Consider the following 19,439-nt stretch of genomic DNA (forward strand, 5'->3'; position numbering starts at 1 on the left):
CAACTGCACCTTCTTTTTAATTTTCTTGCTTTGTTTTTCCGTATGTTTTCTTGATCATATCATAAGATTTTTTTAGCCTTTCATAGAATAAAGGCTGTTCCCACTCATTCCACGAATACAGAAATACATCTTTTTGCTGAAGTACGTTATTTGATTGTCTTGGTATTGTTTGGACGAGTTTACCTTGTTTCATTGCTGCTGCTGCAACCCGAATTCCTTCAATCGTTTCACTTTTTGATAAACCATCCTTCCAGATGTCCCCCATCACTTCTTTTAAGCTAGGATCCTTAACGTTTACAAGCTGCCAAGGGATTCTGATTTCGATGACTTTTTTATTATCGCTCATACTAACATCTGTCAGCGAGTTAAACTGTTCATGTTCGGGGTTACCATTGCCAAACTTCAATACACCTGTTTCATATCCCTCAAACGGAACTACAGTGTTTGTTGTCGGGATTGTCAATTCTTTCGTAAGTGCTAACCGAATTGGATGAAACACTCCATTGTTTTTTTGATTTGCATAAGGTTCTCTTTTTACCATATTGAGCATATGTGCGTATTGATAGTAGTAGGCATCATAATAACTGTCTACCATAATTCGAGAATTTTCTTTTCCTGAAAGATTAATTAAAAAGTCTACACCTAGATCCGTTTGAAGCAAAGTATCTTTTGATAAGGGTATAGCATTCTGTCCCTGTTCACCAATGGTATCAAGGAGTAAATAAAGAGATTGATTTGCAAAGTTGACGGGCTTTGCTAAAGATAAAAGAAAGTAAAGATATCCACTATCAGAAGAAATTCTAACCTCATTTATTATCTCCTTCTCTTCTTCCGACTCAAAAACTTTTTGACTATTCGTTTTCTTCCAGTCAATACGGTTACCGTCTACTAATATGGCTGAATCCTTATCACCTGGTTCAAAAGAAAGCAATCCAAAATGCTGTTCGTTTGTTTGCTGATTATTCCAGTAGGGTCTCCGGTCTGGATTATCAAAATCCATCGTATTCCATGTACGTTTAAACCATTCATCCTGCCAGGAGAAAATCAGCCCCCCTGCATACCCCTCCGAAACAATAGATTTAAATAATTTTTGATTAATTTCCCCTTGTTCTTTTTCTGAATGAAAACCCTGATCCATTCCAAAGGCATTTTTGTGTGTTAATCCCCTTGAAGATGGAACCCCAAATTCGGCAACTAGTACAGGCATATTATGTGAACCGATCAATTCATTTAAATATCCTGCGTAATTATTCCTTTTACCTGATGAATCCACGTACTCTAGATATTTTTTCTCGTAATTTAAAAAATCAGGATAGTATGGATAAATATGATAGGAAGCGAATAATCCGGCATAAAATTGATCAGCTCGCAGAATATGGTTTGGATTTATTGAAACTAAATCTTCATTTTCTAGTGGCTCTGATGGATGCTCTAACAGGTCAGTGGTTACCCAGTTAGTAAAACTCATCGTATGCTGCCAATTGTATTGTGTTGTTTCATAAGCGGCTGCATGCTCCATCAATTGAGCTAACCAAATTTCAAATGGACTGGCATCTGTTGTTTTGAAATATTTACCGTTAAATACTTCCATATCTTTATGCTTAAGATTGGTGTTATTAACCATGTATGGGTCCCACTCTGTGCCGACGATAATCCCAAGCACATATTTTGAAATATCATATTTATAAACACCAGAGGCGTGTCCTGGCCGTTCAGGCAGCTCCGCCTGCCCATGAATGATATCAATTAAATGTTTGATTTCCGTTTGAGCATCCTCGACATTTTCGGCAGCGAAGGCATCTTGATTTTGAAGCAGCTTTTCTTCATTCACCCAGGAACCATGAAATAGAAACAATGGTTTTTTTGCAGTCAGATTATATTCATAGAAAGCTTGGTAAAACTGAGGAGGATGCAGTGTATAAATTCTGATTGCATTCGCGTTCATTTCACCAATTTTTTTAAACCAACGTGAATATTCTTCCTTCGTAATCGCTGTTTCTCCTGGAAAATATCCAGGCTTCCCAATCCCCATATTGACTCCTTTTATCAAGAAATCGTTCCATTCACCATTCTTTTGGACTTGAATAAAGGAATCTCCTGTGGCACTATTGGTCTTAATCTTGTTAACCTCAACTACTTCTACTTGCTCTTGTTTGATTGTCTTGTTCAAACCGCTGTCTAATAAACGCTTCATCATGGGAACATATACTTCCCAGTAGAAGGAATCTTGTGTTCCAAAACGCTCCTTCCAGAGGTCAAGCCCTTTTGTTTGATAAATGGCTGTAACCTCTGCTTCATCAGCATAATCCCCTGCAAAATAATAAGAATTATATCTTGCATTTTGATGATGGATAATGGCTGGGAATTTAGTGGGTATCCCCAATCCCTGTAACTCTTCCTTCTTCTTGTCTGAGATTGGCAACTGATATTCTGCAAGTATTTCTTCTTTGCTTCCTGCAATATTGACATCAAACCAATACTGATATTCTCCCTGCAGCTCCCGATTAAAGAAGTTTTCTCCCTGTTTGGTTAAATTAAATATGGCCCCGCTTTTTGTTACATCCTTTTCGTCGACTACCACAATTTCATTATTTTTATTAACAAAAACAAAACCTTTCCCGTTATAATCCCATTTTGCACCATTATCTTCATATTGCTTTCTCACCCACACAGGTACTTCTTTATTGTTAAGGTCAGGAAAATACCTGCCAATCCAGCCAGTCCACTCTAGATTTAAGAGATTTGCTATTTTATCCCGGACATCAGCAGGAGTCGGACTGGCAAATGTATTAAATTCTGCAATCAAGGTTTTCCCTTTAGAGGAAAGTAAAGCCTGTTCAATTCGATCTACATCCGATGATTCTAAGCCTCCGTAAATGATGGACGATCTCTCACCGGTCTTGTTTTCACCAATAAAGTCTTCTTCGTACACTCCATATTGATCCGTTAAATAAAAAACATCATAATTTTTTAAATCATTAGGTAAAGAAGTGATGGAATATTCTTGCCCATCTTTTGGAATAAATCCTTTATAATCCTCATTTATTTCATATGTCTTATGATTTTCCTTTACATATTTAGCATTATTTAATATCCAGACGAGTCCTTTATGTTCCCTATATGATTGATCAGGAACGGTTTTATCATAGATAAGTACATTTAATTCTTTAGAAGGCTGTAACAGCCAGGACCAAAAAGGACTTAATAGAATTAAGAGGAATAGTATTGCATAAACAATTAAGGAGGTTTGTCTTGTCATTTTGAAACACCTTTTCTTTTCATTTCTCCCCAGCTCGTATCCCCTATTAGCATTTGCCAGACCCCTTCACATCGCCAAAAGACTGTCATAGGACGATACCAGATGGTTTCTGTTAATGAGTATAGAAAGAGCTTTATAATATCAGTTACTTTCGGGTATTTGGTTAAACTCCACTCTTCTAATAACACTGCTGCCATTGAAAAAAGTGACCCATACAGGCAAGATAGAAGAAATAATAGTATCGCAAATTCAATATAAACACCGCCTAAAAACAGACATAGAACCATGAAAATATATCCAAGGAACTCTATAATCGGTCCTAAAAATTCAACTACCCAAAAATAGGGGAAGGAAATAACCCCAATCGATCCATATTTGGGGTTAAAAGTTAGCCCGCGGTGCGTCCATAAGCTTTCAAACAATCCCCGATGCCAGCGCCGTCTTTGTCTTCTTAAGATGGTCATATCCTCAGGTACCTCTGTCCAGCACACTGGATCGGGTACATAGACAATCTTCTTGTTTACCTTCTTCTCTTTTAACAAACGGTGTATCCTGACAACTAACTCCATGTCCTCGCCTACGGTATCCGTTTTATACCCGCCAGCCTCAATGGACCAATGCTTAGAAAAAACACCAAAAGCACCAGAAATAATTAACAGCAGATTATGTCTGCTTAACCCAATCCTTCCCATGAGGAATGCACGAAGATATTCGATAATTTGCATGATGACTAAAGGATTATTAGAGAGACCTATTTTCAAAATATGTCCATTCTTTATTTCACAGCCGTTTGCAATTCGCACACTGCCACCAGAGGCAATTACCTCTTCATTGGAATCTATTATGGGCTTCATTACCTTAAGAAAGGCATCTGGCTCCAATACAGAATCACCATCTAGTGAGCAAAAATAGGGATAATGGGAAAAATTAAGGCCAACATTCAGCGCATCCGCCTTCCCGCCATTCTCCTTATCAACTAAAAAAAGATTAGAAAGGATAGTGGATTGATAGATAGTCTTTATCGGTTTGGTATTAATTTGTTTACGAACTACTTTACTAATTACTTTCATCTCATATTGGTCAATCATTTTTTCTAATGTCCCATCCGTCGATCCATCATTGACCACAATGATCTCAAAGGTGGGATAATTCACACTCAAAAGTGAACGTACACTTTGAATAATTCCTGCTTCCTCATTATAGGCAGGAACAATGATTGAGACCGGTCTTGTGTAAAATTCATCCATATAATCTTCATAAGCCTGTATTCGGTCTAATTGATATTCTTTTCGGAGCTGTAACATGGAGATCATTAAAATAACAGAATAGAAAACAATAACAATCACCATGTATACAGCAATAAACCAAGCGAAAACAGATACAATATCCAGCCATTGCACATTTAGCATGTTCTATACTCCTTTATGCAGCCAATCCCAAGCCATATCTCTAGCAAAAGTATCCTTGGATGTTTCTAAAACGGATTGCAAAATTGCCTTCCCATTTGGGAACTGACTAATTGATTGGCCAGCCTGCGAACGCACCCACCAAATCTGATCATGCAGCAGCTCAATTAATCTCGGAATTCCTTTTTCTTCTTGAATGGAACCTATCAGTTTTGCCGCTACCATCCTTTCCTGCCAGCTAGAAGAGTACAGCAATTGCAAGTACGGCTCTATATTACTTACATAGCCTATTTCTGCTAGAGCCTTCAAAGCCCTTAATTTTACTTCGCCTTTATAGGACATAAAAATATTCTCGGTAAAAAACCGGTATTCTATTGCTTTTTTCAATGAGATAACATCCAGAATGGCATATTGCAGCGGGGGAGTGCTTTTGTGAAAGCTTAAAACGAACTGATCAAATAGGTCATGATTCAATCTCATTAAAATACTGCGATACTCATACTCAGATAAATCATGATAGTAAAGTACTTCCTGGAAACCATTATATTGAAATGTTGCTAGGATTCTCAGAACATGGATCATTTCTTGATGTGTGATGTTTTTTTTCTTACTCAAGATAACTACTTCGTCTAATAGCTTTATCATATAAAAGTCCTCGATATGATAAAGTGCATTCATACGATGGCTCCATTTCTTACTTTTGAGACGTTTCCGATAGTATCCTTGTAAACAATGAGAAGCCAAATCCGATAATCTTTTTTTCTCATCCTCACCTTCTAGAATTTTCACATACCTGCTCAGCAGCTCTTCCATTGCCTTTTGTTTTATGGATGTTTCGCAGCCTATTCCCCTGTAACGTTTCCCTTCAGCTATTATTGAAAAAATTTGTGTGTTTATTTTATTTTTATAGTCTTCGATTTCTCTTCTTTTTTTTATTTCTTTTGCCTTCCGAATTGTTAAATAAAGCAATAGTAAAAATAATAAACACATAAGTGATAAAGTAATAATAGCAAGAAACAAAATATCCTGATTGATCATTGCTTCATCCTTTGAATGATTTGTTGTACTCTTGTCTGGAGCTCCTTAATACTAAATGGCTTCGTCACATAATCATCAGCACCTAATTTTAGTGCCTTGTTAATTTCATTTGGACTTTTTCTGCCTGAAAGCATCAAGACATAAACCTGTTTACTCAAGTCACTTTTCACTTTTTGCAAAATCTCGATACCATCCATAACTGGCATAATACCATCAACAATCAAAAAATGTTCTCCTCGATCATCCAAGCGTTTAGATTCAAAAAACTGCATACCATCTTCATATGCTTTTATATCTATTTCAAACCGATCAATATTCATCATCTTGAGAATTCTCACAAGCATCGTTTGAATCATCACATCATTATCGATAATCGAAATAAAAAGTTTCCTTTTGTTTTGGTGCCTGCTAGTTTCCACTCTCTTCTTCCTCTTTCTTCTTTATCCAAAATTATAAATTTCTGCTTTTTATTCTTTTAATTATGCCCTTTTCCATAAAAAGCATGAAAAGATATATATAGATTCTAATCTTAATTTACCGTGGCTACAATAAAATTAAATCAGAAAATGACGAAGATTGAAGAATTTTGTCGATTACAATGTCCTTAATATATAAAAAAAGAAGCAGGATTCACATCCTGCCTCAAAATTATTTTTTAAAATCTTTTGGAGTCATTTATATTTTATTGGAAAAGTTTAACCATCCAACTTGCAAGGACGCCCCCAAAATATACACCAAAGACGCCAACGACTGCGGAAAATACGGGGGGAGCAGGTAATGGCAGCTTCATAAATTTAAATATCATTCCAACAATTAGCCCGGCAATTAAAGCTAATACTACTTCTTTCATTTTCTATCCCTCAAATCGTTGGTTAATAATTGCTTTGAGAAATTTCACCTTTACTAATAGACACTCCGGAACTTGCACCGATACGAGTAGCTCCAGCTTCGATCATGGCTAATGCATCCTCACGGCTGCGAACGCCTCCAGAAGCTTTTACACCAATTTCAGGTCCAACTGTTTCTCGCATTAAACGGATATCTTCAACTGTAGCACCGCCTGTAGAGAACCCAGTTGAGGTTTTTACAAAATCTGCTCCGGCCTTAACGGAAAGTTGACATGCTCTTACTTTTTCTTCATTCGTTAAAAGACATGTCTCAATAATAACCTTTGTAAGTGCTCTACCCTTCGCAGCCTCAACAACCGCTTTGATGTCTCTTTCGACTAAATCATCTTGTTTATCCTTAAGTGCGCCGATGTTGATCACCATATCGATTTCATGTGCACCATTTTCAATCGCATTTCTTGTTTCAAATGCTTTCGTTTCAGGTGTCGATGCTCCTAAAGGAAAACCAATTACGGTACATACTTTTACTTCTGGCGTATCTTTAAGCATATCTGCTGATATTTTTACCCAAGTTGGATTAACACATACGGAAGCGAAAGAATATTTCTTTGCTTCTCCGACTAATTTAAGGATTTCATCCTGGGTCGCATTTGCTTTTAGTAATGTATGATCAATCATTCGAGTAACATTTTGAGTCATGTTGTACATCCTCCCTCTTTTATTCAAACTAGATATTCTTTGTTTTTATTTACAATGAAACTATATCAAACAAATTGAACATTTGTAAACACATAAGTGAACAAATGTAAAAATAAATAGAAACCTACGTGTTTTTATCCAGTAAAAATTTCGCTGTGAATTGATCCGTTATTAATACATTGGCATATTTTCCTTTTAAAGCCCCATATATCCCTTCAATTTTATTTGGACCGCCCGCAACGAGAATGGAATATTCTTTTTTTCGTAAGTCCTCCAGTTTTACCCCTAATGTTCTTTCATTAAGACTTTCATCACATAATTCACCATTGTTATCAAAGAAACGTGAACAAATATCCCCGACTGCTTTTTCATTTAAAGCTTTTTGGTCACTCTCGGTAAAATAGCCCATTTGGAATAATAACGAGTCCATCTTGATAGAACCAATGGTAAATAGTGCGATATTTGCCTTTTTACCTAATTCAAGAATTTTTTTAATATGGCGGTCTGCCTCCATTGCCTGTTTTACAACAACATGATCCACAATGGCAGGCAACGGAAGATTGAAAGGTGTCGTGTTGTACGCTTTGCCAAAAAGATACAAGATTTCTGAAGCGTAATTATTGGTTTCTGCGTGACTGACACCTCCTTTTAATTGGACCACCTTGACATCTTTGACGAATTTCTGTTTTAGCTCCACAGCAATGTGATATAGCGTTGTTCCCCAGGTAACGCCAATAATGTCCTGGTCCTTAACAATTTCATCAAGATATAATGCCGCTTTTTCTCCCAAATAATTTTTGATAATATGATTTTCGAATTGTGGAATAGGCGTAACGATGGCTTTCTTTAAATTGAACTTTGTTTCCAGCTGTTCAGCTAAATTTTCAACATTTTCAGTTGGGTCCATGATATTTATCTGAACGATTCCCTTTTCTTTTGCCTGCTGTAATAAACGGGACACTGTGGGGCGTGAAACACCCAATTTCTTAGCAATATCGCTTTGATTATGATCCAACAAATAATATAATTTTGCTGCTTCGATGACTTTACTTAGTTTCTCTTGGTCCACTGTTCATCACCTTCTATCCTGACTTTTTTATAATTATAGCAAGACTTACTATTAAATCCATAATTTTTTTACATTTGTAAAATATACGATGAACATTATTTTACATTTAATCTCTTCCTTTATCTTTGTATTTTCGTTATGAATTGAGGGAATGATTCTTATCATATTTAATCTATCCATTTCATTTGCCACGAAATAGTCATCCAACACTCTTGATGGGTTCTGCTATACTAGGTAAGGGAATTATTTCCTAAATGGAGGTCTTAAAATGGAGAAACTAGGAGGCTTCATATACCGTTATCGCAAATGGGTAATTGCCCTTTGGCTACTGCTAATCGGAATATCAGGGGTTTTCGCCTTAAAACTACCCTCCGTATTAAGCGGAAATGGCTTTGAATATAAAGGCGAGTACAATGAAACAAGAAAACTGCTTGAGAGAGATTTTGGGCAGGCAAAATCTTCGATAATTCTTGTCTTTCAAAGAGATAGCAGTGTGAGTGACGATGATTGGAAACAATTCATCCAAACCACCTTTAAGGATCTGAAAAAATTCGATGGTACAAAAAGTATCACCACCCCTTATAATCGAGAGGGAATGGTAAAAGAGGATTATGCTTATGGGCTTTTATCCTTTAATAAAAGTGCAGAAGACTTAAGTGATGAAATACAACAATTGAGTAAGATTCTAAAAAATAAAAAGGGATTAAAGGTTACGATGACAGGTGAACCTATCATTGTTCAAGACCTTAATATCGCAAGTCAAGAGGATTTAGCCAAAGCTGAAATGATTGGATTGCCGATTGCTCTGATTGTTTTGGTCCTTGCCTTTGGAGGGTTAATCGCCGCCTCGATTCCGATTGTCATCGGGGTTATATCAATATTAACAACAATGGGTGCTGTTTTCTTTTTTAGTTACGGTACTGATTTGACAATCTTTATTTTAAATATTGTTCCGATGATCGGGCTCGCATTAAGTATTGACTTTGCCCTATTATTAATTAATCGTTACAAAGAGGAATTACATACTAATTCCATTAAAGAAGCCATTACGATTAGCGTAGCTACCGCTGGAAGATCTATTATTTTCTCTGGTCTTTGTGTTTTTATTGGCTTATCGGCATTATGGTTTATTCAAATTGATATTTTTCAAAACGTTGCTCTTGGCGGTATGGCTGTAGTGTTTATCTCTGCCTTCTGTGCCTTAACCTTTCTCCCGGCATTATTGGCTGTTCTTGGAGTTAAAATTAACAAATTCAGCATCCTTCGGGTAGCCGATAATAAAACGAGCATTTGGCATAGATTTGCAAAGTTTGTAATGAAGCGCCCATTGGTCATGGCTGTGGCTGCACTAGCAATACTCCTTGCTGGTCTAATACCAGTCGCACAGATGACGCTGTCAATCCCGGGGACAGAATCCCTTCCGGAAAAGTATCCATCAAGGGTAGCCTTTGAAGCCTTTGAAGAGCATTTTATTCCTAAAGATAAACGGAATGAAAAGAAGGTATCCATCGTGCTAGAAACAAAAGGTAATGTTTTAGAAACAAATAATCTTGAGAAGGTAACCAGCTTTCTCGAACAACTTTCGAAGGATAATTTGGTGGAAACGGTGAATTCACCTTTTTCTGCGACGGGCATTGAAGAGGAAGAAATGTTATCTCAACTGCTTCAGTTTGGACCAAAAGAACAGACTGCGCCCATCCTTGATTATTTTGTTCGAGATAATAAAATGCTCGTTGAAGTTTATTTAAATACAAATGATCATTCTGCGGAAGCTAGAGAATGGATTCGTGAATGGTCCAACAGGGACTTCGAACTAACGGCACATTTCGGAGGAGCAATAAAGTTTGAGCAAGAGATTTTTGATGAGATTTTTGAGAAGGCGCCTTATGGATTGTTATTAATTGTTGTCTCAACTTTCTTCATACTTATGGCCGCTTTTCGCTCGATTCTTATCCCACTAAAGGCAATTTTAATGAATATATTAAGCCTTAGCTGTACGTTCGGAATTGTTGTCTGGATTTTTCAACAGGGGCATTTAGGTGTAGAGCCTGCAGATATTGCCCTGATATTACCAGTATTCGTTTTCACCCTTGTATTTGGACTTTCAATGGATTACGAAGTGTTTTTGATTTCAAGAATTCAGGAGTTTTATTTGAGAACAGGTGATAATACGGAAGCGACCATATTTGGCTTAACGTATACTAGTAAAATTATTACATCCGCGGCAGCAATTATGATCGTTGTCACAGGAGCTTTTGCCTTTACAGGCGTCATGCCGATTAAGCAATTAGGTGTCGGAATTGCCATCGCGATTTTTATTGATGCCACTATTGTCAGGATGGTCCTAGTTCCGGCATTGATGAAGTTGTTCGGTGATTGGAACTGGTGGTTCTTTGGATTTAAAAATAATGGATTAACAAAACACAAAAAGAAGCCGGCCTAATTTTACAGGCCGGCTTTATTCAATCTTAGATATTTTTAGCGTATTGTTCATTTGGTACTTTACTTAATGTAACATATAAGCTTACAGGTTGATTTCCTGTGTTATTAAAAGCAAGCTCCTCTTCACCGCCTACATGTACTAAATCCGCTTCAGATACGACAGTTTCTTGACCATCAATAATGAACGTACCACTTCCCGTTACTACATAAAGATATACCTCTGTTCCGGGGTGCTTATGAAGGGGAAGCTGCTGTCCAGGTAAGAAATTCAAAACGAAAGCTGTCGTCTCACCTTTTTTGTAAATGATTCTTTTTGTGAATCTCTCTTCGCTGTATTCTTGGTAGGCTTTAACTGAATTTATTTCCATCCGATTTCCCTCCTAGTGATGTCTTACCTATATTGTAACTGAAAATCATTTTCAATTAAGTGAAGCGTATCACTGTTTATTATTTCAAATCATTCTAGGAAAAAACGTGAAGTTATTTATGTTAAAACAAAAAAAGACGTTAACCCTTTAGGATTAACGAGTCTGTTTTCTATGTAATCTTTTTATGCCCTCGGTACAAACCAGGCTTCCAAAAAATCCAATTAAGATACTAGATGAAATAATTTTTAATGCATAAAAAATACCTGTACTAGTAAGACAATCTAGTATTAAAAATTTTTTAATTGTTGAGCCTTTAATAGTGTAGAAAACAACCTGATTTTGTTTCTTCATATTCCCTTATCACACCCAAATTATTTTTCCTAAAGATATGATTGGTTAAGATTGTCTTATTCCTCTTACATAATCCAAGGATGCCCATTTATTAAGTCCTGCCACTTACCTATATTGACCAATATCACTTAAAAGAAGAAAAAAGAAGTTCAATGAACTTCTTTATGACATATAGGAAATGATAACTTTTTGCGGAACTTCTATCTCATCTTCATTTTTTGTTTTCAGTCGGCCGCATGAAGGCATTTCAAATGAGAAGTCCTCCACCTTTGAAGGAATAATACCCTCTTGCTTTAATTGCGAGAAAACTAGCTGCATTGCATCTTCTGTCGAAAGGGTTTTATTCGACCCTTCTAATTGAAAACACTCCACACAGGTTTCAATAATATTTTCAGAAATCTGTTCCTCTGCAAACACTAATTTTGCTCCGGCTATCTTCTCTACTTCCATATTTTCCAGTTCAATGATTGTTGTAATATTCATCTCTAATACCTCCACCTTTTGTCTCTTTTATTATAAGTAATCTCCCTTAATAAATTTTTTGAAACCCCTTTAATTCACTTTTTATTCATATGTTTTTGACAATTTTCTGTCACTTTTGAGAATTTTCCACCAATGTATCAACGGCTTCAAATTGTTAAATAATAACACGTAAAGTAGAAGTTCAGAGGAGGCTTGTATTTATGAACTATAAAAGGTTATTCCTACTACTCTTTATTAGCACAATCATCTGGTCTCAAGTCCCATCTAGTATGTTTGCTGAAGAAAGCAGGGCAGCGAACAACCATGGAATAATTGATTTGCGAATACTTGAGACGACTGACCTCCATGCGGCTCTAGTGAATTATGATTATTATCAGACTAAAACTGACAATACTATTGGGCTTGTAAAAACAGCTAGTCTTATTCATCAAGCAAGAGGTGAAGTAGTCAATTCCTTATTGTTTGATGACGGTGATCATTTAAAAGGGAATCCGCTCGGTGAATACTTAGTACGAATACGAGGAATTCAAAAAGGTAATGTGCATCCTGTATACCGTGCTTTTAATTATTTAGAATATGATGCGATAACAATTGGAAATCATGAATTTAATTATGGTCTAAAGTTTCTAAACAGTGTTCTTAAGGGAGTGAAAATGCCGGTTGTAAATGCAAATGTTTATTCCGTTAAGGAGAATAAACCCTATTTTAAACCTTATGTAATTTTAAAAAGAAGTGTTGTTGATAAGCAAGGTATGGAACATGAATTGAATATTGGGGTAATTGGATTTATGCCTCCGCAAATAATGAGATGGGACAAGGCAAATTTAGAGGGAAAAGTAACGGCTAGACCTATGGTTGAAAGTGCAAAGGAATTTGTACCTATCCTAAAGACAGAAGGTGCTGATATTATTATCGCACTTGCCCATACTGGAATAGATAGTGAACCCTATCACCCAGAAACGGAAAACGCAGTTTATTACCTTAGTGAGATTCCAGAAATTGATGTCATTTTAGCTGGACATTCTCATAGCGTATTTCCAGGACCTACCTTTAAAGAATTACCTATGGCTAACATCAACGAAGGAAAAATCAAAGGAAAACCTGTAGTAATGGCAGGTGCCTTTGGCAGCCGTCTTGGGATTATTGACCTCAAGCTTGAGGTTAAAGATGGGAATTGGAAAGTGGTAAACAGTACATCTTTTACAAGATCAATTGCAGATGAAACCGGAAATCCTCTTGTGAAGACTGATAAAAAATTATTTAAACTGATTAAACCGGCACATCAGGAAACAGTCGATTTCTTAAAAAAGCTTGGTTTATAGCATATATTAATCGATGAAAAATAAGCTGGATCCTTATAGTGACTTAAACTCTTAGCTTTTTTAGGTTTCGGTCACTATAGAGCCCTTATAGTGACCAAAACTCTTTGCTTTTTTTACATGTTAAACTTTTTAAAAATTAAAGTTGCATTATGACCGCCAAATCCTAACGAGTTGGATAAAACCACTTGAACATCCTTCGTCTTAGCAACGTTTGGGACGTAATCTAAATCCAATTGTTCATCAGGTGTTTGATAATTAATGGTTGGCGGGATGATACCATCCTTAATTGCTAGAAGAGAAAAAATGGCCTCTATAGCCCCAGTTGCTCCCAACAAGTGACCGGTCATGGATTTCGTGGAACTGACAGATAATTTATAGGCATGTTCTTTGAAAACATCCTTGATGGCTAACGTTTCATACAAATCATTATAATAGGTCGATGTACCATGAGCATTGATATAGTCGACTTGTTCAGGGGTAATACCAGCATCTGCTAATGCTAATTTCATTGCTCTTCCTGCCCCTTCTCCTTCTGGTGCAGGGGTCGTAATATGATGGGCATCACCTGTAGCTCCATACCCTGCTAATTCTCCATAAATGGTCGCACCTCGAGCTAATGCGTGTTCTAATTCCTCTAATACCAGGATACCTGCGCCTTCCCCAATGACAAAGCCATCTCGATTCTTATCAAATGGCCTGCTTGCTGTAGACGGGTCTGGATTTTTTGACAGTGCTGTCATATTTGAAAATCCCGCGACCGTCATTGCGGTAATGGTGGCTTCCGTTCCGCCAGCAATCATCACATCCACATCCCCCTTTTGAATCACGCGGAATGCATCTCCAATAGAATTGGCACCGGACGCACATGCTGTAACCGAACAATTGTTGATTCCTTTTGCACCAATCGAGATGGAAACTTGTCCGGCCGCCATATCGGGAATAAACATCGGGATCGTAAACGGGTTAACCCTTCTTTGGCCTTTTTCAATAAACTTCCGATGTTGTTCCTCGAATTCAGCCAATCCGCCAATTCCTGAACCGATCCAAACTCCGACTCGTTCCGGTTGAATCCCTTCTCCAATTTGGATTCCCGCATCCTTAACAGCCATTTGACTTGCTGCAATTGCGAACTGGCTATAACGCCCCATCCTTCTGGCTTCTTTTTTATCCATAAACTCTTCTGGTGCAAAGCCCTTAACTTCCGCTGCAATCTTGACGTCAACCATTTCTACATCAAAAAGGGTCGCAGGCCCAATACCGGAAACACCATTCTTAACCTGTTCCCATGATGTATGAGCATCATTTCCCAAAGGAGTGACTGCTCCAATACCTGTAATCACTACTCTTTTATTCATTAAATGCTCACTCCCAAATAGATTTCGGATGATTCTTACACTCTTTCTATAGTTTAACGAATAAAGAGTGGACGGACAAATTAATTCACTTCGCCAGCTTTAGTAAAAAAATCCGAATGGATTCTTCCACGCGGATGAATTTGACTCAATTTATTTAAACTTTTTCTTATATTCTGCTGGTGTAACACCAGTATATTTCTTAAAACAAATACTAAAATATTGAGGGTTACTATAACCTACTTGTTCACAAACTTCATAGGTTTTAATATCACCCTCTCCCAATAGTTCCATTGCCTTCTTCATTCGTAGCTCTAACAAGTAATCCCCAAAGTTAAACCCTTTCTCCATTTTAAAGAGATTACTTAAATAAGGGGTACTAACGTGGATTAACTCTGCCACCTTTTGAAGTGTTAAACTGCTGTCATGGAAATTCCCCTGCATATACTTGATTGCTTGGTCAACATGGCTATAATAATTCTTTTCTTTCTTTCTAAACATGGCAGTAGACCATTGGTCGATTAGAATATGTAATAGATCTATCATTTCTGTCAGCGTTGTTAACTCCATGATATCCTTATAAACAACTGATGAATTAAAGCTATTTTTTAAATCTTCCTTTTTCCATTTTTCAATTTCAAAAAATAGCATGGTACTAAATTTGAGCCCTAGGACTTTTAAATCTGATAAAGCAACACTTTTTCTATCCACTATGGCCGTACTTAAATCCACTAATGTTTCTTTTGCCTTTTCTGGTAAACCAGACTTAATATGATTTTCTAATTTCATCTCCAAATCCTGAACAAGATTTTCTTGTTCATCACACTTAGAAACCGTTTCATCCAGAGAAATCACTCGGCCTGTACCCATTATATGTCTCATATCCATTGCTACCCTGGCTTCTAGAAAAGATTTACCAACTTCAAATAGATTAGGATATGCTCGTCCATGTGTAATGGTAATGGTATCGTCTATTTCTTTGTTTAGAAAATTAAACAAAGCTTGGGCTAACTCTGCTTTTCTCGAATCCTGGTCGTTTTCCAAGGATAAAAGAATTGTATATTCACCGATATCCGAATTCATCACCAAACAATTTAATTCATTAAAATAAGAAGAAGTAAAACTTGTAATTTTTTCCTTAAAAAAGTATCCCTCAACATCTTGCTCAATTGTATTCTTAACAAGAATAACAGCAAAGAAAGGACCCTCCATTTGGACATCAAGACCTAATAGCTCCTTCTCGACATCAACCCTGTAATCTCCTTCCCGAATCAACTTTTGAAAAAACTTCTGCTGCAGTAATGGCAAGGACTCTATGATTCTTTTTTCTTTGACTGATTCCTTTTCCCAATCAGCTGCTGCTTCTTTGGCTTTTGTTAGCAAATATTCTGAATCTACTGGTTTTAAAAGATAGTCAAACGCCTTCAATTTAATGGCTTCCTGAGCATATTTAAAATCTTCATACCCTGTCAGAAAAATAATCCTTGTCTCAGGGCTTCTTTCTTTAATCTGTTTGGCCATTTCTAACCCACTCATAAAAGGCATATTAATATCGGAAACGACGACTTGCGGCTGTTCCTTCTCAATTAACTCTAATGCCACCTCACCGTCTCCTGCTTCTCCCGCTATAACAAATCCATGCTCTCCCCAAGGAATTGCCTGGCATATGCCCCGACGAATAATTCTATCATCTTCTACAACAATTACTTTATGCATACTGGTTAATCTCCCCTTTTGTTTTGGGAATTTTAATGCTAACTACTGTTCCATTGCTAGGTTCACTTGCAATGGTAAGACCATATTCGTTTCCGAAGTGAATTTTAATTCGTTCATTTACGCTTTGCAGACCAATACCAAGATACCTCTTTTTCTCCTGATACGAGGCTTCAATTTCTAGCAAAATATCTTTTAATTTTTGTGGTTCGATCCCATTCCCATTATCACTAACCTCTAGATGGATGGTATCTCTAAGTTGATATCCTCGAATGGTTATTTTGCCTTGGCCTCGTTTTTGCTTTACCCCATGGTAAATGGCATTTTCAATGAGTGGCTGCAATGAAAGTTTAATAATATTATAGGAAATGATTTCCTTATCGATTTCAATTTCATAGGAAAAATCATCGCCATAACGCATTTCCTGAATAAACAGATAATGCTGAATATGTTCCATTTCTTCATGGATGGAAATGATTTCTCTTCCTTTACTAATACCAATCCGGAAAAAACTTGCAAGTGCACTTATCATTTGACTAGCATCTTTATTCAGACCCATATCACACAATCCTTTAATGGAATACATGGTGTTATAAAGAAAGTGTGGATTAATTTGGGCGTGCATAATCGCAAATTCTAATTGTCGTTTTTCTTCTTGTTCTAATCGGATTTGGTCCATTAACGTATTAATCCGAACAATTAACTCTTTAAAGCCTGTATGGAGGATTTTCATTTCTTCGGGACCTGACATTTCAAAATCAAAGTCTAGATTACTTTTATTAATCATACCCATTTGTTTTGCCATTTTTTTAAACGGATCCGAAATATATTTTCCTACGATGTTAGTAAGAATAACTGCACTAAGGATCATCAATACGACCAATAGAATGGTGAAGCCTTTGATGTAATTTACTTTATTTAAGATTTCATTTTGTGGGATAACCGCAGCTATTTTCCAGTTATTAGAACTTAAAGTATCGTAAATAACAATCATGTCTTCCCCTTCTACATTTTCGTAAGTGAACTTCCCATCATCGTCTTTTAGGCTTTGGATGGAGTTTAGTGTTGGCTTATCCAGTTTGTATTTCTTGTTTACTTTTTTAGATTCAAAGATTCCATCTGGACTAATAAGGGTCAGGTATCCATTCTCTCCAATTAATGATTTATTCAATACTTGTTCGAAAAATTTTGCCCGTAAATTAAATAAAACGATTCCTTTAGATGTTTGATTCTTATCAATCAATCTAAATATCGACATTACTTTATTATCTTCATTAAATACCTGATCTTCATGAATGTTTCTCCAATAAAACCCCTCTTTGTTTCCATTGTATTTTGAAAAATACTCTTCGTAATTTATCGATGGATTGGAATTATAGCTGCTATGATAAAGCAAAAAGCCATTTTGTTTATGATTAACAAGAACAGATTCAAGAATGACATTATATCTTGAATAAATAAGTTTCAAATTATTATCAATTTCTACATAAGATTCTGGCTTAATCTCTGGACCTTCTTTATCAACTAATGATAAAATCCTTGGGTCATTCGATAAGGAGACTAATTGCTGAAAAACGTCTGCCAGCATATTATCAAGATAATTTTTTGTCTGGAAAATGGTATCATTTACATTTTTATAGGCATTTTCTTCGATTTGTGCAGTCGCAAGTAAAGAAGAAATCCAGCCTGTCGTTAATATAAAAAAGATAATAATAGGTAAATAGAGAGAATTAATGGTCGATTTAAAAGAATAGAAAAAATGTTTGTGAATAAAGCTTTTAATCTTTACAGCCATCATAGAAAGAACTCCCTGTTAGTATACAAATTGATTATATTCTCTTATTCTATTGTAACCGTTTTCCGCATTTTTTCATAATAAGAAATTACCGGTCAATTGGATAAAAAAACAGCAGCTAGTTAAAACCTAGCCGCTGTTAGACTATTTTACTTCGGGACCGAATAATCTCAATGCTTTCACTTGTTCATTACCACTATTTACTATAATAAAACTAGAAACTTTAGCAGGGATAAACAGTTGGTCACCCTTTTTTACTGATAGATGATCCTCACCTGTGATGACCATGGCATTTCCAGATAGAATATATAATCCAGAAAACACTCCTTGACCCTGAACTTCAGCCTTCGTGTTGACCTCTATTTGAGTCATTCTAAAGTATGGAGTTCGTTTATAACCGATGAGTTCGATTTCTTTACTGCCTTCAGATTCTAATACTATTTCTGGAGCTACCCGCCAGTTCTCCAATGTTTCTTCTCTTGTAAAAGTGTCGTATTTAAAAATATCAAACATCTTTTCATATCCGAGTCCTTGATGTATTAAGAAATCATCAATTTGTAATCCTGAAGGTGATGTTTTTTCTAAGCGGATGGTAATGTCTGAAGGTTCTTGTATTTCGACCAATAAGCAGCCAGAACCGATTGCGTGTGGAATACCTGCTTCAATTAAGAAAGTATCTCCCGGCTGTACATAGTATTTATGTAAACAATCCAGCATGCCTTGGACATCTTGTTCGTCAAACAAGGCTTTCCATTGTTCCCTGTTTACACCTGGTTTAAAGCCCATATAAACATGGGGGAGCTCACCGCCGATTTCCCTTCCCCCAACAAAGTGCCAGCATTCTGTTTTTCCATACAAAGAATTAAAAAGCTCTTGTGCTTGTTTCTTGTCTGGATGGGTCTGAATAATCAAACGCTCCGCAGTGTCGATCAACTTTACTAATACTCCTGTTTGCTTACCAAACTTTTCAACATGTTTTTCCCCTAAGAACTCTACAGGATTTTTATCCACAAGGTCTTTCAAGGAAATGTCCCTGTCAGGTAGGTCTAACTTGCTTAGTCCTTCCTCTTTTAGATGCTGTCGATCTGCGTTTCTGTTAGTAGAAACAATCGACATCATCCATTCTTCAGGGTAACGACTATCCTTGGGGTCCCTTATCCCATGCAATTCATCTAGGAGCTTTCCACCTAAATAAGTCCTCCATGACCTAGTAGGTGATAACTTGATTGGCTGGGAACCATCAATCTTTATTGTACTAACATTCATCGTAAAAACTCCTTCTTTTAATAGGTTA

General features: G+C 36.5%; 15 protein-coding genes. 2 read left to right on the forward strand and 13 right to left on the reverse strand.

Features of this window, described 5'->3' with window-relative positions; genetic code table 11:
• Window positions 1–16: 16 nt before the first annotated feature.
• The 7 genes from F4694_RS11715 to F4694_RS11745 form a co-directional block, all read right to left on the reverse strand.
• Window positions 17–3,259 carry a hypothetical protein gene (locus tag F4694_RS11715; RefSeq protein WP_179598023.1) on the reverse strand — a complete coding sequence of 1,081 codons (3,243 nt, stop codon included), beginning with the start codon at window positions 3,257–3,259 and terminating at the stop codon, window positions 17–19.
• Window positions 3,256–4,668, reverse strand: coding sequence for a glycosyltransferase family 2 protein (locus tag F4694_RS11720; RefSeq protein WP_179598025.1), 1,413 nt, complete (start codon window positions 4,666–4,668; stop codon window positions 3,256–3,258). The genes F4694_RS11715 and F4694_RS11720 overlap by 4 nt, the downstream gene beginning before the upstream one ends.
• Before the next feature lie 3 nt (window positions 4,669–4,671).
• Complete coding sequence (locus F4694_RS11725) at window positions 4,672–5,703, reverse strand: HEAT repeat domain-containing protein (RefSeq protein WP_179598027.1); 1,032 nt, start codon at window positions 5,701–5,703, stop codon at window positions 4,672–4,674.
• The gene (locus F4694_RS11730; protein ID WP_179598029.1) at window positions 5,700–6,122 is read right to left on the reverse strand and encodes a response regulator transcription factor; all 423 of its coding nucleotides are present in this window, start codon (window positions 6,120–6,122) and stop codon (window positions 5,700–5,702) included. Before F4694_RS11730 ends, F4694_RS11725 begins: the two co-directional genes overlap by 4 nt.
• 263 nt (window positions 6,123–6,385) lie before the next feature.
• A complete protein-coding gene (locus tag F4694_RS11735) occupies window positions 6,386–6,553 on the reverse strand; it encodes a XapX domain-containing protein (RefSeq protein WP_179598031.1) in 168 nt (55 codons plus the stop codon).
• Window positions 6,554–6,575: 22 nt separating this feature from the next.
• Window positions 6,576–7,250: a deoxyribose-phosphate aldolase gene (gene deoC / locus F4694_RS11740; protein WP_179598033.1), complete on the reverse strand. Its 675-nt coding sequence runs from the start codon at window positions 7,248–7,250 to the stop codon at window positions 6,576–6,578.
• Between the two features lie 124 nt (window positions 7,251–7,374).
• The gene (locus F4694_RS11745; RefSeq protein ID WP_179598035.1) at window positions 7,375–8,319 is read right to left on the reverse strand and encodes a sugar-binding transcriptional regulator; all 945 of its coding nucleotides are present in this window, start codon (window positions 8,317–8,319) and stop codon (window positions 7,375–7,377) included.
• A gap of 268 nt (window positions 8,320–8,587) precedes the next feature.
• Here F4694_RS11745 and F4694_RS11750 point away from each other — a divergent pair, with 268 nt between their 5' ends.
• Window positions 8,588–10,762 (forward strand): MMPL family transporter, encoded by a 2,175-nt coding sequence (locus tag F4694_RS11750; RefSeq protein WP_179598037.1) that lies wholly within the window; start codon window positions 8,588–8,590, stop codon window positions 10,760–10,762.
• Between the two features lie 25 nt (window positions 10,763–10,787).
• Here F4694_RS11750 and F4694_RS11755 read toward each other — a convergent pair whose 3' ends face one another.
• Both F4694_RS11755 and F4694_RS11760 read right to left on the reverse strand, forming a co-directional pair.
• Window positions 10,788–11,129, reverse strand: coding sequence for a cupin domain-containing protein (locus tag F4694_RS11755; protein WP_179598039.1), 342 nt, complete (start codon window positions 11,127–11,129; stop codon window positions 10,788–10,790).
• A 513-nt stretch (window positions 11,130–11,642) separates the two neighbouring features.
• Window positions 11,643–11,963: a hypothetical protein gene (locus tag F4694_RS11760; RefSeq protein WP_179598041.1), complete on the reverse strand. Its 321-nt coding sequence runs from the start codon at window positions 11,961–11,963 to the stop codon at window positions 11,643–11,645.
• A 200-nt stretch (window positions 11,964–12,163) separates the two neighbouring features.
• Here F4694_RS11760 and F4694_RS11765 point away from each other — a divergent pair, with 200 nt between their 5' ends.
• Window positions 12,164–13,285 carry a metallophosphoesterase gene (locus tag F4694_RS11765; RefSeq protein ID WP_179598043.1) on the forward strand — a complete coding sequence of 374 codons (1,122 nt, stop codon included), beginning with the start codon at window positions 12,164–12,166 and terminating at the stop codon, window positions 13,283–13,285.
• Window positions 13,286–13,398: 113 nt separating this feature from the next.
• Here the strand turns inward: F4694_RS11765 and fabF are convergent, their stop codons facing one another.
• The 4 genes from fabF to F4694_RS11785 all read right to left on the reverse strand — a co-directional run bounded on the left by fabF (window position 13,399) and on the right by F4694_RS11785 (window position 19,411).
• Window positions 13,399–14,640: a beta-ketoacyl-ACP synthase II gene (gene fabF, locus F4694_RS11770; RefSeq protein ID WP_179598045.1), complete on the reverse strand. Its 1,242-nt coding sequence runs from the start codon at window positions 14,638–14,640 to the stop codon at window positions 13,399–13,401.
• Window positions 14,641–14,790: 150 nt separating this feature from the next.
• Window positions 14,791–16,353: a response regulator gene (locus tag F4694_RS11775; RefSeq protein ID WP_179598047.1), complete on the reverse strand. Its 1,563-nt coding sequence runs from the start codon at window positions 16,351–16,353 to the stop codon at window positions 14,791–14,793.
• Window positions 16,346–18,148, reverse strand: coding sequence for a sensor histidine kinase (locus F4694_RS11780; protein ID WP_257029205.1), 1,803 nt, complete (start codon window positions 18,146–18,148; stop codon window positions 16,346–16,348). The genes F4694_RS11775 and F4694_RS11780 overlap by 8 nt, the downstream gene beginning before the upstream one ends.
• A gap of 141 nt (window positions 18,149–18,289) precedes the next feature.
• A complete protein-coding gene (locus tag F4694_RS11785) occupies window positions 18,290–19,411 on the reverse strand; it encodes a type I phosphomannose isomerase catalytic subunit (protein ID WP_179598049.1) in 1,122 nt (373 codons plus the stop codon).
• Window positions 19,412–19,439: the final 28 nt, after the last annotated feature.

It is taken from the genome of Neobacillus driksii (assembly GCF_013409995.1).
Taxonomy (GTDB): domain Bacteria; phylum Bacillota; class Bacilli; order Bacillales; family Cytobacillaceae; genus Neobacillus; species Neobacillus driksii.

Bases quoted from the DNA above. Each gene is read 5' to 3' on its own strand.
- F4694_RS11755 (WP_179598039.1), bottom strand. From the start codon at position 11,129: ATGGAAATAAATTCAGTTAAAGCCTACCAAGAATACAGCGAAGAGAGA.
- F4694_RS11775 (WP_179598047.1), bottom strand. From the start codon at position 16,353: ATGCATAAAGTAATTGTTGTAGAAGATGATAGAATTATTCGTCGGGGC.
- F4694_RS11720 (WP_179598025.1), bottom strand. From the start codon at position 4,668: ATGCTAAATGTGCAATGGCTGGATATTGTATCTGTTTTCGCTTGGTTT.
- F4694_RS11735 (WP_179598031.1), bottom strand. From the start codon at position 6,553: ATGAAAGAAGTAGTATTAGCTTTAATTGCCGGGCTAATTGTTGGAATG.
- fabF (WP_179598045.1), bottom strand. From the start codon at position 14,640: ATGAATAAAAGAGTAGTGATTACAGGTATTGGAGCAGTCACTCCTTTG.
- F4694_RS11765 (WP_179598043.1), top strand. From the start codon at position 12,164: ATGAACTATAAAAGGTTATTCCTACTACTCTTTATTAGCACAATCATC.
- F4694_RS11715 (WP_179598023.1), bottom strand. From the start codon at position 3,259: ATGACAAGACAAACCTCCTTAATTGTTTATGCAATACTATTCCTCTTA.
- F4694_RS11750 (WP_179598037.1), top strand. From the start codon at position 8,588: ATGGAGAAACTAGGAGGCTTCATATACCGTTATCGCAAATGGGTAATT.
- F4694_RS11760 (WP_179598041.1), bottom strand. From the start codon at position 11,963: ATGAATATTACAACAATCATTGAACTGGAAAATATGGAAGTAGAGAAG.
- deoC (WP_179598033.1), bottom strand. From the start codon at position 7,250: ATGACTCAAAATGTTACTCGAATGATTGATCATACATTACTAAAAGCA.
- F4694_RS11785 (WP_179598049.1), bottom strand. From the start codon at position 19,411: ATGAATGTTAGTACAATAAAGATTGATGGTTCCCAGCCAATCAAGTTA.
- F4694_RS11780 (WP_257029205.1), bottom strand. From the start codon at position 18,148: ATGATGGCTGTAAAGATTAAAAGCTTTATTCACAAACATTTTTTCTAT.
- F4694_RS11725 (WP_179598027.1), bottom strand. From the start codon at position 5,703: ATGATCAATCAGGATATTTTGTTTCTTGCTATTATTACTTTATCACTT.